20 protein-coding genes and 2 pseudogenes are annotated in these 16,115 nt (G+C 70.5%); 9 read left to right on the top strand and 13 right to left on the bottom strand.

The window, feature by feature from the left end; translation table 11 throughout:
- The first annotated feature begins 115 nt into the window (after nt 1-115).
- Nucleotides 116-886 (top strand): chaplin, encoded by a 771-nt coding sequence (locus ACIBEI_RS18555; protein ID WP_398889979.1) that lies wholly within the window; start codon nt 116-118, stop codon nt 884-886.
- A 322-nt stretch (nt 887-1,208) separates the two neighbouring features.
- Here ACIBEI_RS18555 and ACIBEI_RS18550 read toward each other — a convergent pair whose 3' ends face one another.
- On the bottom strand, nt 1,209-1,505 hold the full coding sequence (locus ACIBEI_RS18550) for a GNAT family N-acetyltransferase (protein WP_398889977.1): 297 nt from the start codon (nt 1,503-1,505) through the stop codon (nt 1,209-1,211).
- 202 nt (nt 1,506-1,707) lie between these two features.
- Between ACIBEI_RS18550 and ACIBEI_RS18545 the strand changes: the two genes are divergently transcribed.
- Nucleotides 1,708-2,565, top strand: a complete 858-nt coding sequence (locus ACIBEI_RS18545) for a GNAT family N-acetyltransferase (RefSeq protein ID WP_398889975.1) — start codon at nt 1,708-1,710, stop codon at nt 2,563-2,565.
- On the opposite strand, the gene ACIBEI_RS18540 is transcribed toward ACIBEI_RS18545, so the two are convergent.
- The 3 genes from ACIBEI_RS18540 to ACIBEI_RS18530 form a co-directional block, all read right to left on the bottom strand.
- Nucleotides 2,562-3,674 (bottom strand): acyltransferase family protein, encoded by a 1,113-nt coding sequence (locus ACIBEI_RS18540; RefSeq protein ID WP_398889973.1) that lies wholly within the window; start codon nt 3,672-3,674, stop codon nt 2,562-2,564. The genes ACIBEI_RS18545 and ACIBEI_RS18540 overlap by 4 nt on opposite strands.
- A 172-nt stretch (nt 3,675-3,846) precedes the next feature.
- Complete coding sequence (locus tag ACIBEI_RS18535) at nt 3,847-4,326, bottom strand: nucleoside deaminase (RefSeq protein WP_398889971.1); 480 nt, start codon at nt 4,324-4,326, stop codon at nt 3,847-3,849.
- On the bottom strand, nt 4,316-4,558 hold the full coding sequence (locus ACIBEI_RS18530) for a hypothetical protein (RefSeq protein ID WP_398889969.1): 243 nt from the start codon (nt 4,556-4,558) through the stop codon (nt 4,316-4,318). Before ACIBEI_RS18530 ends, ACIBEI_RS18535 begins: the two co-directional genes overlap by 11 nt.
- Between ACIBEI_RS18530 and ACIBEI_RS18525 the strand changes: the two genes are divergently transcribed.
- From ACIBEI_RS18525 to ACIBEI_RS18505, 5 genes are all read left to right on the top strand, one after another.
- Nucleotides 4,559-4,819: a hypothetical protein gene (locus ACIBEI_RS18525; RefSeq protein ID WP_398889967.1), complete on the top strand. Its 261-nt coding sequence runs from the start codon at nt 4,559-4,561 to the stop codon at nt 4,817-4,819.
- A gap of 134 nt (nt 4,820-4,953) precedes the next feature.
- Nucleotides 4,954-6,297 (top strand): SGNH/GDSL hydrolase family protein, encoded by a 1,344-nt coding sequence (locus ACIBEI_RS18520; RefSeq protein WP_398889965.1) that lies wholly within the window; start codon nt 4,954-4,956, stop codon nt 6,295-6,297.
- Nucleotides 6,298-6,452: 155 nt separating this feature from the next.
- Complete coding sequence (locus tag ACIBEI_RS18515; protein WP_398889963.1) at nt 6,453-6,956, top strand: methylated-DNA--[protein]-cysteine S-methyltransferase; 504 nt, start codon at nt 6,453-6,455, stop codon at nt 6,954-6,956.
- 20 nt (nt 6,957-6,976) lie between these two features.
- Nucleotides 6,977-7,696 (top strand): 2OG-Fe(II) oxygenase, encoded by a 720-nt coding sequence (locus ACIBEI_RS18510; RefSeq protein ID WP_398889961.1) that lies wholly within the window; start codon nt 6,977-6,979, stop codon nt 7,694-7,696.
- 78 nt (nt 7,697-7,774) lie between these two features.
- Nucleotides 7,775-8,557: a GNAT family N-acetyltransferase gene (locus ACIBEI_RS18505; RefSeq protein ID WP_398889959.1), complete on the top strand. Its 783-nt coding sequence runs from the start codon at nt 7,775-7,777 to the stop codon at nt 8,555-8,557.
- A gap of 44 nt (nt 8,558-8,601) precedes the next feature.
- On the opposite strand, the gene ACIBEI_RS18500 is transcribed toward ACIBEI_RS18505, so the two are convergent.
- The 5 genes from ACIBEI_RS18500 to ACIBEI_RS18480 form a co-directional block, all read right to left on the bottom strand.
- Nucleotides 8,602-9,483 carry a GNAT family N-acetyltransferase gene (locus ACIBEI_RS18500; protein WP_398889957.1) on the bottom strand — a complete coding sequence of 294 codons (882 nt, stop codon included), beginning with the start codon at nt 9,481-9,483 and terminating at the stop codon, nt 8,602-8,604.
- Between the two features lie 168 nt (nt 9,484-9,651).
- A complete protein-coding gene (locus ACIBEI_RS18495) occupies nt 9,652-9,918 on the bottom strand; it encodes a GlsB/YeaQ/YmgE family stress response membrane protein (RefSeq protein ID WP_200400619.1) in 267 nt (88 codons plus the stop codon).
- An 84-nt stretch (nt 9,919-10,002) separates the two neighbouring features.
- Nucleotides 10,003-10,548 carry a hypothetical protein gene (locus tag ACIBEI_RS18490; RefSeq protein WP_398889955.1) on the bottom strand — a complete coding sequence of 182 codons (546 nt, stop codon included), beginning with the start codon at nt 10,546-10,548 and terminating at the stop codon, nt 10,003-10,005.
- A gap of 55 nt (nt 10,549-10,603) precedes the next feature.
- Nucleotides 10,604-11,164 (bottom strand): GNAT family N-acetyltransferase, encoded by a 561-nt coding sequence (locus tag ACIBEI_RS18485; RefSeq protein WP_398889953.1) that lies wholly within the window; start codon nt 11,162-11,164, stop codon nt 10,604-10,606.
- Nucleotides 11,165-11,217: 53 nt separating this feature from the next.
- Nucleotides 11,218-12,453 (bottom strand): aminoglycoside phosphotransferase family protein, encoded by a 1,236-nt coding sequence (locus tag ACIBEI_RS18480; protein ID WP_398889951.1) that lies wholly within the window; start codon nt 12,451-12,453, stop codon nt 11,218-11,220.
- A gap of 200 nt (nt 12,454-12,653) precedes the next feature.
- Between ACIBEI_RS18480 and ACIBEI_RS18475 the strand changes: the two genes are divergently transcribed.
- Nucleotides 12,654-13,439 carry an ArsR/SmtB family transcription factor gene (locus ACIBEI_RS18475; protein ID WP_398889949.1) on the top strand — a complete coding sequence of 262 codons (786 nt, stop codon included), beginning with the start codon at nt 12,654-12,656 and terminating at the stop codon, nt 13,437-13,439.
- Between the two features lie 113 nt (nt 13,440-13,552).
- Here the strand turns inward: ACIBEI_RS18475 and ACIBEI_RS18470 are convergent, their stop codons facing one another.
- From ACIBEI_RS18470 to ACIBEI_RS18460, 3 genes and pseudogenes are all read right to left on the bottom strand, one after another.
- Nucleotides 13,553-13,993 (bottom strand): SPW repeat protein, encoded by a 441-nt coding sequence (locus ACIBEI_RS18470; RefSeq protein WP_398889947.1) that lies wholly within the window; start codon nt 13,991-13,993, stop codon nt 13,553-13,555.
- A 202-nt stretch (nt 13,994-14,195) separates the two neighbouring features.
- Nucleotides 14,196-14,552 (bottom strand): annotated as a pseudogene (locus tag ACIBEI_RS18465) (FAD-binding domain-containing protein); the annotation flags it as partial.
- A pseudogene (locus ACIBEI_RS18460) lies at nt 14,551-14,721 on the bottom strand (NAD(P)H-binding protein); the annotation flags it as partial. The pseudogenes ACIBEI_RS18465 and ACIBEI_RS18460, both read right to left, overlap by 2 nt.
- A gap of 164 nt (nt 14,722-14,885) precedes the next feature.
- On the opposite strand from ACIBEI_RS18460, the gene ACIBEI_RS18455 reads away from it, so the two are divergent.
- Nucleotides 14,886-15,074, top strand: coding sequence for a hypothetical protein (locus tag ACIBEI_RS18455; protein WP_398889945.1), 189 nt, complete (start codon nt 14,886-14,888; stop codon nt 15,072-15,074).
- Nucleotides 15,075-15,139: 65 nt separating this feature from the next.
- Here ACIBEI_RS18455 and ACIBEI_RS18450 read toward each other — a convergent pair whose 3' ends face one another.
- Entirely contained in the window at nt 15,140-16,060 is a 921-nt protein-coding gene (locus ACIBEI_RS18450) for a LysR family transcriptional regulator (RefSeq protein WP_384079446.1), read from the bottom strand.
- Nucleotides 16,061-16,115: the final 55 nt, after the last annotated feature.

Below are 16,115 nucleotides of genomic sequence, written 5' to 3'. Positions count from 1 at the left end.
GTGGGGCACCGCCCGTTGGGGTGAAAAATCGGCAACCCACTAACCCGCATCGGCCACCGGCGTTTTATCCGGTGCGGGCGAGTGCCCGCGTCCATGTCTGGAAGGCAGGGAACCTATGAAACGGGTTGCCCGAAATGGTTTGATCATCGCGGCCGCCGCCTCCGGCGCCGTGGCCGTGACGATGCCGGTGTACGCGGACTCCGCGGCGGACGGCGGCACGGCCCACTCGCCGGGGGTGATCTCCGGCAACACCATTCAGCTCCCGGTGCACGTTCCCGTGAACGTGTGCGGGAACACGGTGAACGTGGTCGGACTCCTCAACCCCGCAGCGGGCAACCGCTGCGCCAACGAGGGCGGTCACGGCAACGGCGATGGCAAGGACGGCGACGGCAAGGGCGGTGCCCATGCGGGGTCCGCCGGTGCGGTCGCTGAGGGAGGGGCCAAGGATTCACCGGGTGTGATCTCTGGCAACGGTGTGCAACTCCCGATCCAGCTCCCCGTGAACGTCACCGGCAACTCGGTGAGCGTCGTCGGCATCGGCAATCCCGCCATCGGCAACGAGTCCACGAACACGTCGAGGGAGCGGCCGCACCACCCGGACAGGCCGGTGGCGCCGCCCGCCCCGAAGCCGGTGGAGCCGCCGAAGAAGCCGGAGCGACCGGCGAAGCCGGCTGAGCCGGTGGAGCCCGAGGCACCGCGGGCCGTGCCGCAGGAGCCGCGTGCGTCCCTCGCCCAGACCGGCACGGACCTGATGGGCCCGACGGTCGCGGCCAGCGCCGCGCTGATGCTGGGCGGCGCCGCGCTGTACCGGCGGTTCCGGACGGCAGTCGCACCCCGGTCCGGGCACGCCGGCGCGGGCGGGCCGGAGTCCGCGGACGGCTCCTGACCCGGGGCAGCGGTCGGTCCGCCGGGTTCACGACCGGTCGCGACCCGGGCCGGTGACCGTACGTCGTCCCGGCCCGCGGTGGCCCACTCGGACCGGGCCCGCGGGCGTGGTCCCGGTCGCGGACCGACCCGTACCCACGGTCGTTCGCGTGCCGCCCCCTCGGCAGTGCGCTGAATCGCGCCACGGCACACCGCGTCGATTCTCAGCCGAGTGACACCTCCGAGGACGGAAGACCCCACCGGGCACACCAACCGGTGGGGTCTCCCTCTGACTGCGCCCCCACGCCCCTCATACCCGGGCGGCTTCCCTCACGGGCCGGCGCTCAGGAGCCGGCCGGGGCCACGTCGTCGCGCAGCACGCTGTACCGCACCCCGTCCCGCCACCGCCCATCGCGGAACCCCGCACTCCGCAGCACGCCCTCGCGGGTGAACCTCGCCTTCTCCAGGGCCCGTTGCTCGGCGATGTTCTCCACCTCGGTGTCCGCCTCGATCCGGACCACCTGGGTGTGCGCGAACAGGTACTCGACCAGCAGCCGCTGCGCCCGCGTGCCCACCATGAGGAACCGTTCCATCACGGTCAGGCCGTCCTCGTCCACCGGGCGCAGTGTCAGGTGATCCATGGACGGCCACCCTGGGCGCGGCCACTGGCCTTGCATTCCCTCCTGGGAAGGACACTGGCTGATTGCCGCGCCACGCACGTCGGCCATCGGGAAGGATGCTTCGCGGGCGCGGCTGATCACCGCACGCAGCTTGCCGTGTTCCGACTCCCGTCCGACTCCCTTCCGCCCCTCTTCCGGTATTCCGACGAAATGGAGCGCACAGATGACCCCTCCGAGCCCCGAAGGCCTCGTCGTCACGCAGGCCTCGCTCGACGACTGGCCGGTGATCAAGGGGTGGGCGGCGGACGAGGGGTGGGATCCGGGGGAGTCGGACGGCGCGTGCTTCTTCACCCAGGATCCGGAGGGGTTCTTCCTCGGCAGGATCGACGGGGAGCCGGTCTCCGCGATCTCCGTCGTCAACTACGGCGCCGACTACGCCTTCCTGGGCTGCTATCTCGTACGCCCCGATCTGCGGGGCCGCGGTTACGGCCTCACCACCTGGAAGACGGCCCTCGCCCACGCGGGCGGCCGGACGGTCGGGCTCGACGGGGTGGTCGCACAGCAGGGCAACTACCGTCAGTCGGGGTTCGAACTCGCCTACAAGACCTTCCGGTTCGGAGGCGTCCCGGTCGCGGGGACGTCCGCCGGAACCGGCGTCAGGGCCGCCGAGGCGGCGGACCTCGACGCGATCACGGCCTACGACAGCGCCTGTTACCCCGCCGACCGGGCACTCTTCGTCGAGCACTGGCTCACCGGGCCCGGGCACCGCGCACTGGTCCGGATCGTCGACGGGCGGCTGACCGGTTACAGCGTGATCCGGCCTGCGCTCACGTCGCTGCGCATCGGACCTCTGTTCGCCGACACCGCCGAGGACGCCCGCGCCCTCTTCGCCGCACTGGCCGCCGAGGCCGACGGCAGCCCGGTCTCCGTCGACATCCCCGAGACGAGCGCGACGGGCGTCGCCCTGGCCGAGGAGTACGGTCTGACCCCGTCGTTCGAGACTGCCCGGATGTACACCGGGCCCGTCCGTCCGCATGCAACGGACCGGGTCATCGGGGTCACGACACTCGAACTGGGTTAGCCGGAGGGGCGTCTGCCGGCCGTCGTCGTGGTCTCGCCGCTGTGGCTGAACATCCATGCCATGCGGGGCTCTACGACGAACCGGAACACGGCGCGGACCGGGCCCGAGCACAGCGCCGTGATGAGTCCCACGGCGGCCGCCGTGACGGCGAGTTCGCCGAGCGGGGTACGTACCCACGCGTGGTCGTACCAGTCCCAGAAGCGGGACCCCTTGATGACGAAGCCGTGCAGCAGGTAGCCGTACATCGTCCCGGCGCCCAGAGCGGTGCACCACAGGTGCCTGCCCGGTACCCAGGCCAGGAAGCAGCCGGTCAGGACCAGCGCGAGCAGGAACAGGGCCGGGGTGGTGAACAGCCCCGCCCAAGCAGGCGCGCCCTGGCCCGTGACGCTGCCCCGGTGGTAGAACCACCCGGCGCTGAACCAGGGCGCCACCGCGTATGCCGCACCGAGCGCCACCGCGGCCACCGGCAGCGCGAGCAGTCGTACGCGCCAGGTGCGCAGCCGCTCGAAGTGCTCGGCGCGCAGCGTCAGTCCGAGTACGAAGAACGGCAGGAATCCCAGTGTCCGTTGGATCGAGATGTCTCCGCCCAGGTCGGGTGAGACGGCGGCGAACACGGCGATGCCGAGCGCGACCGGCACCGGGTGGCGCAGCGCCAGCCAGATCGGGGTCGTCAGCCGCCAGATGAACAGGGCGACCAGGAACCACATCACGTACCAGGGATCCAGCAGGCTCAGCGGGTAGCCCGGATCGTCCTGCGCCCAGCGGTAGTAGAGCGTGTAGGCGGTCTCGAAGACGAAGTACGGCACGACGATGCTGGTCAGCAGTCGGCGAACCCGACCCGGAGCCATGTCGAAACTCCGGGAGAAAAAGCCGGAGATGAGCGCGAACGCCGGCATGTGGAAGGCGTACACGGTGAGATACGCCGCCGTCGCGGCTCTGCTGCCGTGGGTCAGCGGCTCCCACGCGTGACCGCAGGCCACCAGCACGATGGTGAGGTACTTCGCGTTGTCGAAGTACGGGTCCCTGCCGGCGGGCGCCGGCCTGGCCCGTTTCTCCGGTAGGCGTTCCCGCAGAGCCACGGGCGCGGGGGCTGACAAGTCTTGGGACACCACATCTCCTGGCCTCGGGGCGGGCAACCGATCTGTCCCGCCTGCCCCCTCTCGTACGGCTCAGTCGTCGCGTACGTTCGCGCGTCGCGCGGGCAACCGTTCGAAAGTGGCCACCACGGCGCCCGACAGCCGGTCCGGAACCGGAACGGCTGGTCGCCGCCGAGGGGGCCTATCACTCCGCGTGATGGAACCGCCGGTGCAGGGCCCGCACCTCGTCGGCCAGCTCCGTGACCGGCCCCTCGACGAGTACTCCGGGGGCCACCTCCCGGATCGGCAGCGGACGGACCGGGGGAGCGGGGACGCCCAATTCGCCGAGCCAGGAAGACAGTTGCTCGGAGGACGCCGCGTACACGATGCGGCCGAGGCCCACCCAGCCGTGTGCCGCCGCGCACATCGGGCAGTGTTCGCCGGAGGTGTAGACGGTCGCCGCGGCCCTCTCCTCCGGTGTCAGATGCGCCGCCGACCAGCGGGCCAGCTCGAACTCGGGGTGTCGGGTGCGGTCTCCGGAGGCCACCCGGTTGTGGTCCTCGGCCAGGACTGTGCCGTCCGCGCCCACCAGCACCGACCCGAACGGCTCGTCACCGGAGTCCAGCGCCTCGGTCGCCAGCTCCACGCAGCGGCGCAGATGCTTCAGCTCGGCTTCACCCACCATGCCGTACCCGCCCTCCTGTTGACCTTGGACCGACCGTACTCAACTCCGTACGACGCCGCGAGGGAAAGGCGTGCCGGCGCCCGGCGGCCACGATCGCGAGCGTCAGCGTGACCAGCAGGAACGTCGTCCAGGGGAGGGTGCCGGCGCCCGGACCCGCCAGGACCAGACCTCCGGTGAGGGAACCGGCCGCGATGCCCGCGTTGTAGACCGTGGTCTGCAGCGAGGTGGCCATGTGGCCTGGCAGGACTCGCGGTTCACCGACGGCGCCGTCGACTCCGTGGCCATGGCCGCCTCCGACGACGCCGGCCGCATCTGGTCCGCGCCGGTGAAGGTGAACCGCACGCCGACCGGCGTCCCGCTGCCCAACCAGCAGGCCTTCACCGTCGCGTTGGCCGTCGGCGACGACGGCACAGTCGCCGTCTCCCACGGTGCACGCCTCCACGTCTTGACGGGGGCAACGGCCCTCTCTATCGTCGCGACCGCTCATTCGTAAAGGTCCCCGAAACATTCGAGTCTGCCCCCGTCAGGGGCGCGGGGGAACTGCGCGACAAGCCACAACGCACCGGCAGCCGACGTCCAACGCCCAGCGCCCGCCCACCCCTTCCTCCGGACGACGAGGAGCCGCACATGAAACACCTGACTGTCCGCCAGAGACTCTCCGCGTTATTCACCGGAGCCCTCTTGCTGGGAGCTGTCCTCGCTCCCTCGACCTCGGCCTCCGCCCAGGCGCCCGCGCCAACCGCCTGGACCGGCACCTGGGCCACGGCCCCCACCGCCATCCCCAAGACGGACACCACGACCTTCCACGACCACACGATCCGCCAGATCGTCCACACCAGCATCGCGGGAACCGCCCTCCGCATCCGCCTTTCGAACGAGTTCGGCAAGCAGCCACTGAAGATCGGCGAGGTGCACGTGGCCCGCCGCGCGTCCGGTAAGGACGAGGCGACCATCGACCCTGCCACGGACCGCGAACTGACCTTCTCGGGCACGTCATCGGTCACGATCCCCGCCGGAGCGCCCGCTCTCAGCGACCCCGTCACACTCCGCGTGCCCGCGCGCTCCGACCTCGTCGTGAGCCTCCACCTGCCCGAGAGCACTCCGGGATCGACGGTCAACTCCTTCGCGGCGCAGCGCGGTTACATCGCGGCGGGCAACGTGACGGGCGAGACCGAGATCGAGCCCCAGTCCGTCACGGAACGCTGGTACTTCCTGACCGGCGTGAGCGTCCGAGCCACCTCCACAGGGCCTACGGACATGGGGCCCACGGCTGCGGGGCCCTCCGGCACGGGCAACGCCTCGGCCGCCGTCGCGCTCGGCGACTCCATCACGGCCGACACCACCCTCGGCACCAACCACCGCTGGACCGACTATCTCGCTCAGCGACTCCAAGGCCCCGGCGGCCCCCGCCACCCCGTCGGAGTCCTCAACAAGGGCATCAGCGGCAACCGCCTGCTCCACGACCCCAACCCGCCCGCAGGCCACCCCGCTGAGGCGTACGCCGCGTACTTCGGTGAGAGCGGACTCAAACGATTCGACCGCGATGTGGCCGCCCAGCCAGGAGTCCGCCACGTTCTCGTCCTGCTCGGCGTGAACGACCTGGGCCACCCGGGGACCATCGCCCCGCTCTCCGAGAAAGTGACCGGACAGGACCTGATCGACGGCCACCGACAGCTCATCGCCCGTGCCCACGAGCGCGGACTGCGGATCTACGGAGCCACCATCACGCCGTTCAAGAACGACACGCTCGGCTTCTACACACCCGAGAACGCGGCGGCACGCAGCACCTTCAATCACTGGCTGCGCACGAGCGGCGAGTACGACGGTGTGATCGACTTCGACGCCGCGCTGCGCGACCCGGCCGATCCCGAACGACTCCTCGCCGCCTACGACAGCGGCGACCACCTGCACACCAACGACGCGGGCCGGGAGGCCATGGCACGGGCGGTGCCGCTGCGCTTCTTCAAGTGATCCCGAGGGTCACTCTGGCTCGGCCCCGTGGGGAACCGGGCCAGAGTGAGCACCTCCGCCGGCAGCGCAGCGTGGCGTCCGAATCCCGCCAGCATCCGTGATCGGGACACCCCAGTATGAGGAGTGGAACGAAAGCGCATGAAAGGGAGGCCACGATGACCGCCTTTACGACGATCGACAGCCCGCTGGGCGAACTGCTACTGGTCGGTGAAGCAGCCCTGGACGGTGTGACGTTGACTTCGCTGTCCATGCCGGGGCAGCGTAACGCCCCTGCTGTGAAGCCCGGTTGGCGGCGCGACCCCGACCGCTTCGCAGACGTCGCAGGGCAGCTGACCGCCTACTTCGCCGGTGAACTCACCGGGTTCGACATCGAGTTCACCCCCAGCGGCACGGACTTCCAGCAGCGCGTGTGGCATGCGCTGGAGGAGATTCCGTACGGCACGTCGCCCACGTACGGCGCGCTCGCCGAGCGGCTCGGTGTGCCCCGGGAACGGATCCAGGCGCTGGGCGCGGCGATCGGAGCGAACCCCTTGCTGCTGGTGCGCCCGTGCCACCGGGTCATCGGCGCGGACGGCACGATGCGCGGCTACGCCGGCGGTGTGGAGCGCAAGGTGCAGCTCCTCACCCACGAGGGCGTCCTGCAGCCCACCCTTCTCTGACCCCTGAGGTACCGCTCACCATGAACCACACCACAGATCCGGCGGACCGGGTCGCGGCACAGGACTGGGCCGCCCTGACCGGCGAACTCGACGAGCACGGCAACGCGCTCACCGGGCAGCTCCTCACTCCCGGGCAGTGCCACGAGATCGCCGCCCTCTACGACGAGGACGACCGATTCCGCGCGACCATCGACATGGCCCGCCACCGCTTCGGCTCCGGCCAGTACCGCTACTTCACGCATGAACTGCCGGATGTCGTCAGGGAGTTGCGCGAGGCGTTCTACCCGCGGCTCCTGCCCGTCGCCCGCGACTGGGCCGAGAGACTGGGCCAACCCGCGCCCTGGCCCGACACGTTGGGGGAGTGGGTGGAACGGTGCCATGCGGCCGGACAGTCCAAGTCGGCCCAGATCCTGCTGCGTTACAGGCCCGGCGACTGGAACGCCCTGCACCGGGACGTGTTCGGTGACCTGCTCTTCCCGCTCCAGGTCGTGATCGGTCTCGACGCCCCGGGAGCCGACTTCACGGGCGGCGAGTTCATCATGACCGAGCAGCGCCCGCGCGCCCAGTCGAGAGGATCGTCCACGACCCTGCCCCAGGGCCACGGCCTGATCTTCACCACCCGCGACCGGCCCGTGGCCTCCAGGCGGGGCTGGTCCATCGGCCCCATGCGGCACGGTGTGAGCACGGTCCGCTCAGGGCGGCGACGCACCCTCGGGCTGATCTTCCACGACGCCAAATGATCACCGGTCGGCACCCCCGGACGCCGACTCGCCCGAAACTCCGTTGCCCGCCCGTCCCACGGATGCTGGAGTGGCGTAATGGATCACACAGCGGTACTGGCACTGTTCGACCGGGACATGCGCGAGGGCGCGCGCCCCTTCGGCCTCGACTCCGTGGTGGAGCGCGTCGGAGCTGTAGTGCGGCACGTCGGACCCGAGAAGGGCTGGAACGGGGTGCTCTGGTCGGACCTCTCGGAGGCCGACGCCGACGCGGCGATCGCCGAGCAGGTGCGGCATTTCGGGAGTCTTGGCCTGGAATTCGAGTGGAAGCTGTACGCCCACGACCGGCCCGTCGATCTGGGCCGAAGGCTGCGCGCGGCCGGCTTCACGGCCGAACCCGAGGAGACGCTGATGATCGCCGAGGTCGGTGAGCTGGACCTCGACGTCCGGCCGCCGCAGGGCATCGAACTGCGACCCGTCACCGACGCCGCTGGCGTCGACCTCGTGGCCGACGTCCACGAGCAGGCCTTCTACGGCGCGGACAGCTCCAGGCTCCGCCACCTGCTGCTCACCCAGCTGGCCGAAGAGCCGGACACCGTGGTCGCCGTCGTGGCCCTCGCCGGTGACGTGCCGGTGAGCTCGGCCCGCATGGAACTCGTCCCCGGCACACGGTTCGCGGGACTGTGGGGCGGCGGCACCGTCGAGGCCTGGCGCGGCAGGGGCATCTACCGTGCCCTGGTCGCCCACCGCGCCCGTATCGCCGCCGACCGCGGCTACCGCTACCTCCAGGTCGACGCCTCCGACGAGAGCCGCCCCATCCTCGAACGACTCGGCTTCGCCCCACTGACGACGACCACGCCGTACGTGCACTCGGCCTCGTAGCCGGGACACGGCGATGTCACCCGGGCCCGGGTGACATCGCCGCGTCACAGATCGAGCTGGTACTCCACCGCCCTGTGCGTCGGCAGATAGCCGAGCGTGTCGTTGATGCCGCGCATGTGTGCGTTGCTGTCGGCCGTGTCCGTGAGCAGGCCGCCGAGTTCCGGGTGGCGTTCGCGGGCCTGCCGGATGGACTCTGCCTTCATCCAGAGGCCGAGCCCGTGGCCTCGATGCTCGGGCAGCACACCGGTCCCGTAGTGCTGTGCGTCCCCCCGGCCGTCACCGGGAACCACGAGCTCGGAGAAGCCGGCGACCGAACCGTTCGCGGTGTCCACCACGGCGACCGTGTGCAGGAGTTCGCCCCGCTTGGCGATCGCCTCGGCGGCCGAGAGCACCCGGTCCACGTCCCAGACGACCGTGCCGTAGTCGGTCCCGTCCATCGGCATGTCGTCCATGGCCCGGCGGGAGTGGGCGAAGGTGAGGGCCAGTTCGGACGGTACCGTGCCCTCCCACTGGATCAACCGGTAGCCCTCATGGGGCTGTTCGACGATCTCGTCGATGCGGTGGAGGTCGGCGTCGGCCAGCGGGAGCCGGGCGTACGTCAGCGCCAGCACCCTGCGGAAGCCGCGCGCCGCCAGAAAGAGGTCGCCGGGGGAACCGGCCTCGGCCTGGGCGAGAACGGAGCGGCGCCCCTCGTCCCGTGCCGCCGCGACGGCCGCGTCCAGGAGACCGCCGCCGACACCGCACCGGCGCTCCGCCCGGTGCACGGCGATCTCCAGCTCGGCGAGATGCTCCTGCCCCGCCTTGGTGAACAGCCGTAGAAAGGCGGATCCGACCGGCACCCCCTCGTCGTCGGACGCGAGCCACGCCAGACGGCGGCTCGACGCGCTGGGCTGGGGATCGGTGAGCGCGGTGATGCGGTGCGGCAAGGTGTCTCCGTCACGGTTGAGGTGCGGTGCGGGCTGCGGGGGGAAACCCGCAGACGCTAGCCGTGACGGAGAACGACCTGCAACAGCTTTTCGTACCGCGACGCGCCATACGGTGGGCGGCGGACACCTCGTGGAGCCCGGCACGCGGTGCGACGCCAGCTGTCGTGGTCAGCGGCGCCCTGCCTTCGACCGGTCCAGGGCCGCGACACCGAGTGCCGCGAGTCCGATCTGGATCAGCCACTCGATCCAGTCCACTCCGTTGGTGTCGGACACGTCGAAAGCGTTGGCCAGCGCCGAACCGATGAGCGCGGCCACGATGCCGACCGCGATCGTCCACAGAATGCCGATGCGCTGACGGCCCGGAACAACGAGCCGACCCAGCACACCGATGATGATGCCGATCACGATGGCACTGATGATGCCCGAGATCTCCATCTCAGCCCCTCTTCGCCCCTGTTCGTCATACTCCTTACCTCTACAAGTGCCCCGTCGGCGTGAGTGCAGTCCGGGCGGTTTCTCTCAGCCGGCGCCGGTTCCGGTCCAGCCGGTGACTTCGAGCACCTCGCGCGCGATGTCGATCACCTCGCGGTCGTCCGTGACCACCCGTACGGTGTCCGCGGGCGCCCGTTCCTCCAGCAGGCGGGCCTTGTACGCGCTGCCCCGCAGCTCCTGTTCCAGCTCGGAGCCCAGCTCACGCCCCTTCAGCCGCTTGGCGGCGGTGGCGTCGGAGGCGGTGAGAAGCACCCGTACGAGCCGTACGTTCTCGCCCATCGCCCGCTCGAACATGCCCGCGGCCTCGGTCAGCACGCTCACGGTGTTCGTATAGATGAGGCGCCGGTGGCCGAGTTCGGCGAAGTTCCCCCACACCGCCGCCAGATTGCGTTCGGTGATCCCCGCCCGGTGCGGATCGTCCTCGGGCGCCGGATGCACCTGCCCCATGAAGTCACCCTCCAGCACGGCGTGGGCGACCTGCGCCCGCCGCAGCCGGGCCGAGACCTCCCAGCCCACTGTCGACTTCCCGACACCCGCGCGCCCACCGATGAGCAGAACCTCCGCATGATCCATGGGAGCAGCCTGCCAGCCGGGGGCGCGCTCCCGCGATCGAGAACCGCCCGAAGGGTTACGTGGCGCCGCCGGTCAGGCTCCACGTCCGCAGGGTTGTCGGCCGCCCACGTGATGTCCGCAGGACGGGCTCGTCGTCGGTGAGCGTGAAGCCGGTGGACCGGGCGACGGCGATGCTGGCCGCGTTGCCCTCCTCGATGCACAGCACCACGCGCCGCGCTCCCGTGTGCCGCACGGCGTACTCGGAGAGGAGGCGGACGGCCCGGGAGGCAAGACCCCGGCCCCGGTGGGCGGCTCCCACGCCGTAGGCGATCTCGACGTCCCGCTCGTCGGCCTTGCTGCGGAACAGCAGCACCTCGCCCTGGGGCAGGACCCCGTCCGTGGTGATCGCGAGCTGCACCTTGCGTCCCTGCGCCCGCGCCTCCTGGGCCTCGGTGAGATAGATCTGCGCCGCCATCGTGTCGAACGGCGAGGCCACCGGCGTCCAGCGGGCGATCTCCGGGTCGTCGTACAGCTCGACCAGGGCGGGGATGTCCTCCTCGGACCATTCGCGCAGGTGAATACCCTCTCCTTCGAGCCGCAGGTACGGAGGCGGGGCGAGTGTCAGCGGGCTGTCCATGAGGTGATCCTGCCTCGCGCGCGGACGGGCGGCCAAGGGCGCGTGAGTGTCGTTCACCGCACGACGGAGCGCCCCAGATCGGCGAGCCCCTGGTCGGGAGCGGTCGCGCGGCGCACGGCCTCGCGGATCACCGACACGGGATCGTCCTGGTGGTAGATCCGCTCCGACGGCTCGATGCCGTCCAGGAACTCCTGGTAACGGACCGCGTACGCGAGATGTGCGAGCGGCTCGGCGACGGCCAGGGCGCGGGCGGGATCGCTGCCCGGCACCTGCTCCAGCCACGCGTCCACCCAGACGCGGGCGGCACCGGCTCGTACGTCCTCGGCAAGGAAGTCGTGCACGCGCAGCGCGTCCAGGGCCGGGTTGCCCCAGTGTGCGTCGGCGAAGTCGACGACCACCGGCGGCCCGCCGTCGCTGCGCCAGTTGCCGGGGTGGAAGTCGCCGTGCACGACCGTGTCCGGCAGACCGCACTCGTCGAGCAGCCGCCAACGGTCCGTCAACTCCCGTGCCACGTCCAGCTCATGGGCGGTCAGCTCGCCCGAGACGGGCCCGTCGAGCAACTCCCGGACCCGCTCGGCGAACACGGACGTACGACGGTCCGGCAGGTTCGCGGGCCGTTCCTCCGGCCGTACGGCGAGGGCCGCCTGCGCCGCGACGAAGCGGCGCACTCCGGAGGCGGCGGTTTCCGCCGACGCCTTCCAGCAGTCCTCGCCGGGGATGTGCTCCATCAGAATGCGCCCGTCGGCCGAGCCGAGGACGGTCGGCACCAGCCCGGGATCGACGCGGGCGAAGGCTGCGATGACCTCCGCCTCGTCCGCGGCGAAGTGCGGTGTGGCCTTGAGCCAGACCGGGCCCCGGCCGGTGGGCAGCCGGAAGAGCCCGGCCAGGTTCCATGTGCGGCGCTGCTCCACCGGCCCGGTCACCGGCCGACCCCTCCCGGCCAGCGTGCGCGTCGACCAGTCGAGCAGCTCCCTGAGTCCGTCGATCCGCGCCCAGGGAGCCCGCAGCGGATCGAGTCCGTACAACGTCCCTGGATCCGCCGGGAGTTGGAGCAGCATGCCCGGACGCTCCAACGCCTCGACGTGGTACGTCACATGGCCGTCCCGCCCGCCCTCCCCGCCGTCCACGGACAGCAGGCGCACCACCAACACCCGTACCCCGAGCGCCTGTTGCAGACGCCGGGCGACCGGCTCGACCTCGGACCACCACGGCACGTCGACGGAGAAGGGGCCGACGGCGCCGAGAAAGTCCTCACCCGACGTCACCCACGCACTGAAAGTTCGGCTCACCGCGACAGTCTGAGCGAGCCGCCCGTCCGCGGCCAGCGAATATCGCCGGGGTACCCCGGATGGCAGACGGCGCCGGACGGGATGGCAGACGGCGCACCGGACGGGATGGCGGACGGCACGGGACGATTGACATGCAGGTAATTGCCTGCATAACGTTGAGTGTGCGATCGGACGAGGAACCAGAACCAGGGAGCGGATCAGTGCCGGGCAGGGACACGGAGACGGACCAGGTCTTCAAGGCCCTGGCCGACGGGACGCGCAGACGGCTGCTCGACAGGCTGCACGAGCACAGCGGACAGACCCTGGGAGAGCTGTGCGAGCACATCGACATGACCCGCCAGTCGGTCACCCAGCACCTGGCCGTCCTGGAGGCGGCAAACCTGGTCAGCACGGTGCGGCGCGGGCGGGAAAAGCTGCACTACCTCAACCCCGTACCGCTCCACGAGATCCAGGAGCGCTGGATCGACAAGTTCGAGCGCCCGCGCCTGCGCGCGCTGAGCGAGGTCAAACGACGAGCCGAGGAAGACATGAGCGACAAGCCGACATTCGTGTACGTCACCTACATCGCCAGCACGCCCGAGAAGGTCTGGGACGCGCTCACCGACGCCGACCTCACCGCCTCGTACTGGGGCCACAGCAACGTCTCCGAGGACTGGCGCCCCGGATCCCGGTGGGAGCACCGGCGCATCGACGGATCGGGGATCGCCGACGTGGTCGGCACCGTCGTGGAGAGCGAGCGGCCCACCCGGCTGGTGGCCACCTGGGCCTCGCCCGAGGACGAGGGTCAGGACGACAAGTACTCCAGGGTCACCTATGACATCCGGCCGCACGGCGGGATCGTCCGGCTCACCGTCACGCACGAGGACCTCGCCGACGAGACCGCGGTCAAGGAGGTGTCCGCCGGCTGGTCCGCCGTATTGGCCAACCTGAAGTCGCTCCTGGAGACCGGCAGCCCGCTGCCGCAGGAGCCGTGGCTGGTGCCGTAGTGCATGCCGACCGGCCCGGGGCCCCGGTGGGGCAGAGGGGTCCACGTGCGTCGGCCGGCCCGCGGTGTGAACGCGCGGACCGGCCGACGGTCCTCATCGGCGCAGACGTCCTGCTACGTCTGTGATGTGCTCTTCGTGGACGTGGCCGCGCACAGGAACCCCAGCACCACGGCGAGGACGCCGATGATGATGTTGTTGAGCACGACGCCCGCGTCAGGGCTCTCGCCGACGATCCACGGCGAGATGATCATCCACGTACCCATCGCGCACATGGCCCAGCTCAGGCCGTACATCCGGGTCGGGGTGGTGGTGAATCCGAGGGCCAGAACGCCTATCGCGATGCCCATGATGAGGTTGTGCGTCACGAGTGCGGGCTGGCTTGTCGTGTAGTGGAGTATCCACGGGGAGGTGGCGCAGTACAGACCGAGCAGGAACACCGGTCCGTCCACGAGCGCCACATCGCGACCACCGAGCATGCGGGCGTAGCGATCCCGCATTTCGGGCACATCGGGGTGACTGGCTATGTCACCTCTGGTGTTCGAGACGTTGGCCATGACTCGACTCCTTTGTCTCTGCAGGCCTGACCGCGACTGTGCGGTATGCGGTAGACGCCGCGTATATACATTCTGCTCTTATTTCTTCTTTATGTGTAGAGGTGAGCGGGCCGGAGGAGGCAGGAGTTGCGGAGTCCGTACGCACACAGCGACGCAGCCGGTACAGCCCGCGTCGGGCATGGCTCTCGACCGTCCCCAGCGGCCGGCCGGTGCGCTGGGCGATCCGGGCCAGCCCGTCGGCGAGTTCGACGATCGGCCCCGGATAGTCGTAGGCGGCGCGTTCGAGTCCCTTGAGCTTCCACGGCTCGTGCACGGCCGCCCCGCCGAGCCCTTCGAGTTCGGGCACCCAGCGCCTGACGTACGTGCCCTCCGGGTCGTACCGCTTGCCCTGGAGGACCGGATTGAGGACCCGGTTGGGCCGGGTGTCGGTGCCGGTTCCCGCCACCCACTGCCAGTTGAGCTGGTTGTTCGCGATGTCGTCGTCCACCAGCAGTTCGAGGAAGTGACGGGCGCCGACCCGCCAGTCGACGTACAGCGTCTTCGTGAGGAAGCTCGCGGACCTCGACGTCACCCGCCCACTCATGGTCGCGGAGGGCGCCGGGGGAGCGGGCCATGCAGCGCACCCGGTGGCCCGCGGCGAGCAGCTCCGGGACGAGTCGGCCGCCGATGTACCCCGTCGCGCCCGTCACCAGGCACCGCAGCCCGCCTTCGGAGACGTCACCGCTCATGAGTTCTCAGCCTTCCGTGTCGGTGTCCCCCTCACGATCACTTCCCTGATGGAGGTCCCTTTGGATGCGCTGACCGGGCCACTGCGGCCATCCGGGTCGAGGGCGTCGGCACATGTCCGCGCAGATCGGGGGCAGACGAAGTCCAGGAAGAGACTCGTCGGTCGATGCTGGAGGTGGCTGCCGTCATGGGCGCGAAGGTGCTGGAGCGGTTTCCCGCGGGAGCCCCGCGTGGATCGTGGCCCGCGGAGGAGTACGCGGCACGGCGTCGCGCCGAGGGGCAGCCCGCGGCGGTCGTGATGGACCTGAAGTCGGATGCCTTCCTCGTGGTGATCCCGGCGCGCGACGAGGACTGATCCCGCACGGGCGGGCGCCGCCCCGGGGCGAGCGCGGCCCCCGCCGCGTCACGGCCGGCGCCGCGTCACGGTCGGCCGGTCACCGTTCCCCCGAGTGCCGCCGCCCGGGCCACGAAGGCCTCGTGCAGATCGTGGGCGGCCCGCGGCACTGAGTCCGCCTTGCGCCGCTGCAGCATCAACAGCACCCGCGTCGAGTCGTCGGCCAGCGGACGGCAGACGATCGAGCCCTGCCGCTCCAGCGGATCGTCGATCACGCTGAAGTCGGGCAGCACCGTGGCCCCCAGCCCTTCCGCCACCATCAGCTTGCCCATCTCCGCACCGTCGGTGGAGTAGGAGAAGGACGGCTCACGGTCGCCCAGCAGCCGGTGGACGTAGCGGTGCATCACATAGCCGGAGCGCATCGCGATGAGCGGTTCGGCGAGCAGGTCGGACACGGACACCACCGGGAGCGACGCGAGCGGACTGTCCGGCCGCACGCACACCACCGGCCGCCCGCGCAGCAGCTCCGTCGAGTCGAAGTCGGCGGCCACGTCGTCACCCTCCAGGTGATTCACCAGCCCGAGGTCGAAGCCGCCCTCCAACAGGGTCCGGTGGATCTCCGACTGCTGGGCGCCGACGACCTCCACCTGCGTCGCCGGATGCGTGGCGCGGAACTCCCGTACGGCAGGAATGAGCAGCGGCACCGTCGCGGCGTTCACCGTGCCGACGCGCACCATGCGACTGATGCGGTGCTGCTCGCCCGCGGCGCCCCGCAGCCGGTCCACCGCGTCGAGGACGTTGATGATGTGCGGCAGCAGCTCCCGCCCCTCCGCACTCATCTTCGCGCCGGACCGCTTGCGCTCCAGGAGGTCGACGCCGAGTTCTCGCTCCAGATTCCGCACGGTTTCGCTCAACGCGGGCTGGGAGAGGTGGAGTTCCTCGGCAGCGCGGCGCAGCGAACCGAGCCGGGTGACCGCCGTGATGTATTCCAGCTGCTCTATTCGCACCCCAGCAGAATGAGGTGCGCGCACCGCCCTGTTCAAGGGCTGCCCTGTCACGCCT

Origin of the sequence: Streptomyces sp. NPDC050988 (assembly GCF_044456225.1) — a bacterium.
Taxonomy (GTDB): domain Bacteria; phylum Actinomycetota; class Actinomycetes; order Streptomycetales; family Streptomycetaceae; genus Streptomyces.
The sequence above is the reverse complement of the archived record's forward strand: the minus strand, read 5'-3'. Positions and strand labels throughout refer to the sequence as shown.

Coding starts and splice junctions, on each gene's coding strand:
- ACIBEI_RS18555 (WP_398889979.1), top strand. CDS start 116: ATGAAACGGGTTGCCCGAAATGGTTTGATCATCGCGGCCGCCGCCTCC.
- ACIBEI_RS18550 (WP_398889977.1), bottom strand. CDS start 1,505: ATGGATCACCTGACACTGCGCCCGGTGGACGAGGACGGCCTGACCGTG.
- ACIBEI_RS18545 (WP_398889975.1), top strand. CDS start 1,708: ATGACCCCTCCGAGCCCCGAAGGCCTCGTCGTCACGCAGGCCTCGCTC.
- ACIBEI_RS18535 (WP_398889971.1), bottom strand. CDS start 4,326: ATGGTGGGTGAAGCCGAGCTGAAGCATCTGCGCCGCTGCGTGGAGCTG.
- ACIBEI_RS18530 (WP_398889969.1), bottom strand. CDS start 4,558: ATGGCCACCTCGCTGCAGACCACGGTCTACAACGCGGGCATCGCGGCC.
- ACIBEI_RS18520 (WP_398889965.1), top strand. CDS start 4,954: ATGAAACACCTGACTGTCCGCCAGAGACTCTCCGCGTTATTCACCGGA.
- ACIBEI_RS18515 (WP_398889963.1), top strand. CDS start 6,453: ATGACCGCCTTTACGACGATCGACAGCCCGCTGGGCGAACTGCTACTG.
- ACIBEI_RS18510 (WP_398889961.1), top strand. CDS start 6,977: ATGAACCACACCACAGATCCGGCGGACCGGGTCGCGGCACAGGACTGG.
- ACIBEI_RS18505 (WP_398889959.1), top strand. CDS start 7,775: ATGGATCACACAGCGGTACTGGCACTGTTCGACCGGGACATGCGCGAG.
- ACIBEI_RS18495 (WP_200400619.1), bottom strand. CDS start 9,918: ATGGAGATCTCGGGCATCATCAGTGCCATCGTGATCGGCATCATCATC.
- ACIBEI_RS18490 (WP_398889955.1), bottom strand. CDS start 10,548: ATGGATCATGCGGAGGTTCTGCTCATCGGTGGGCGCGCGGGTGTCGGG.
- ACIBEI_RS18485 (WP_398889953.1), bottom strand. CDS start 11,164: ATGGACAGCCCGCTGACACTCGCCCCGCCTCCGTACCTGCGGCTCGAA.
- ACIBEI_RS18470 (WP_398889947.1), bottom strand. CDS start 13,993: ATGGCCAACGTCTCGAACACCAGAGGTGACATAGCCAGTCACCCCGAT.
- ACIBEI_RS18455 (WP_398889945.1), top strand. CDS start 14,886: ATGCTGGAGGTGGCTGCCGTCATGGGCGCGAAGGTGCTGGAGCGGTTT.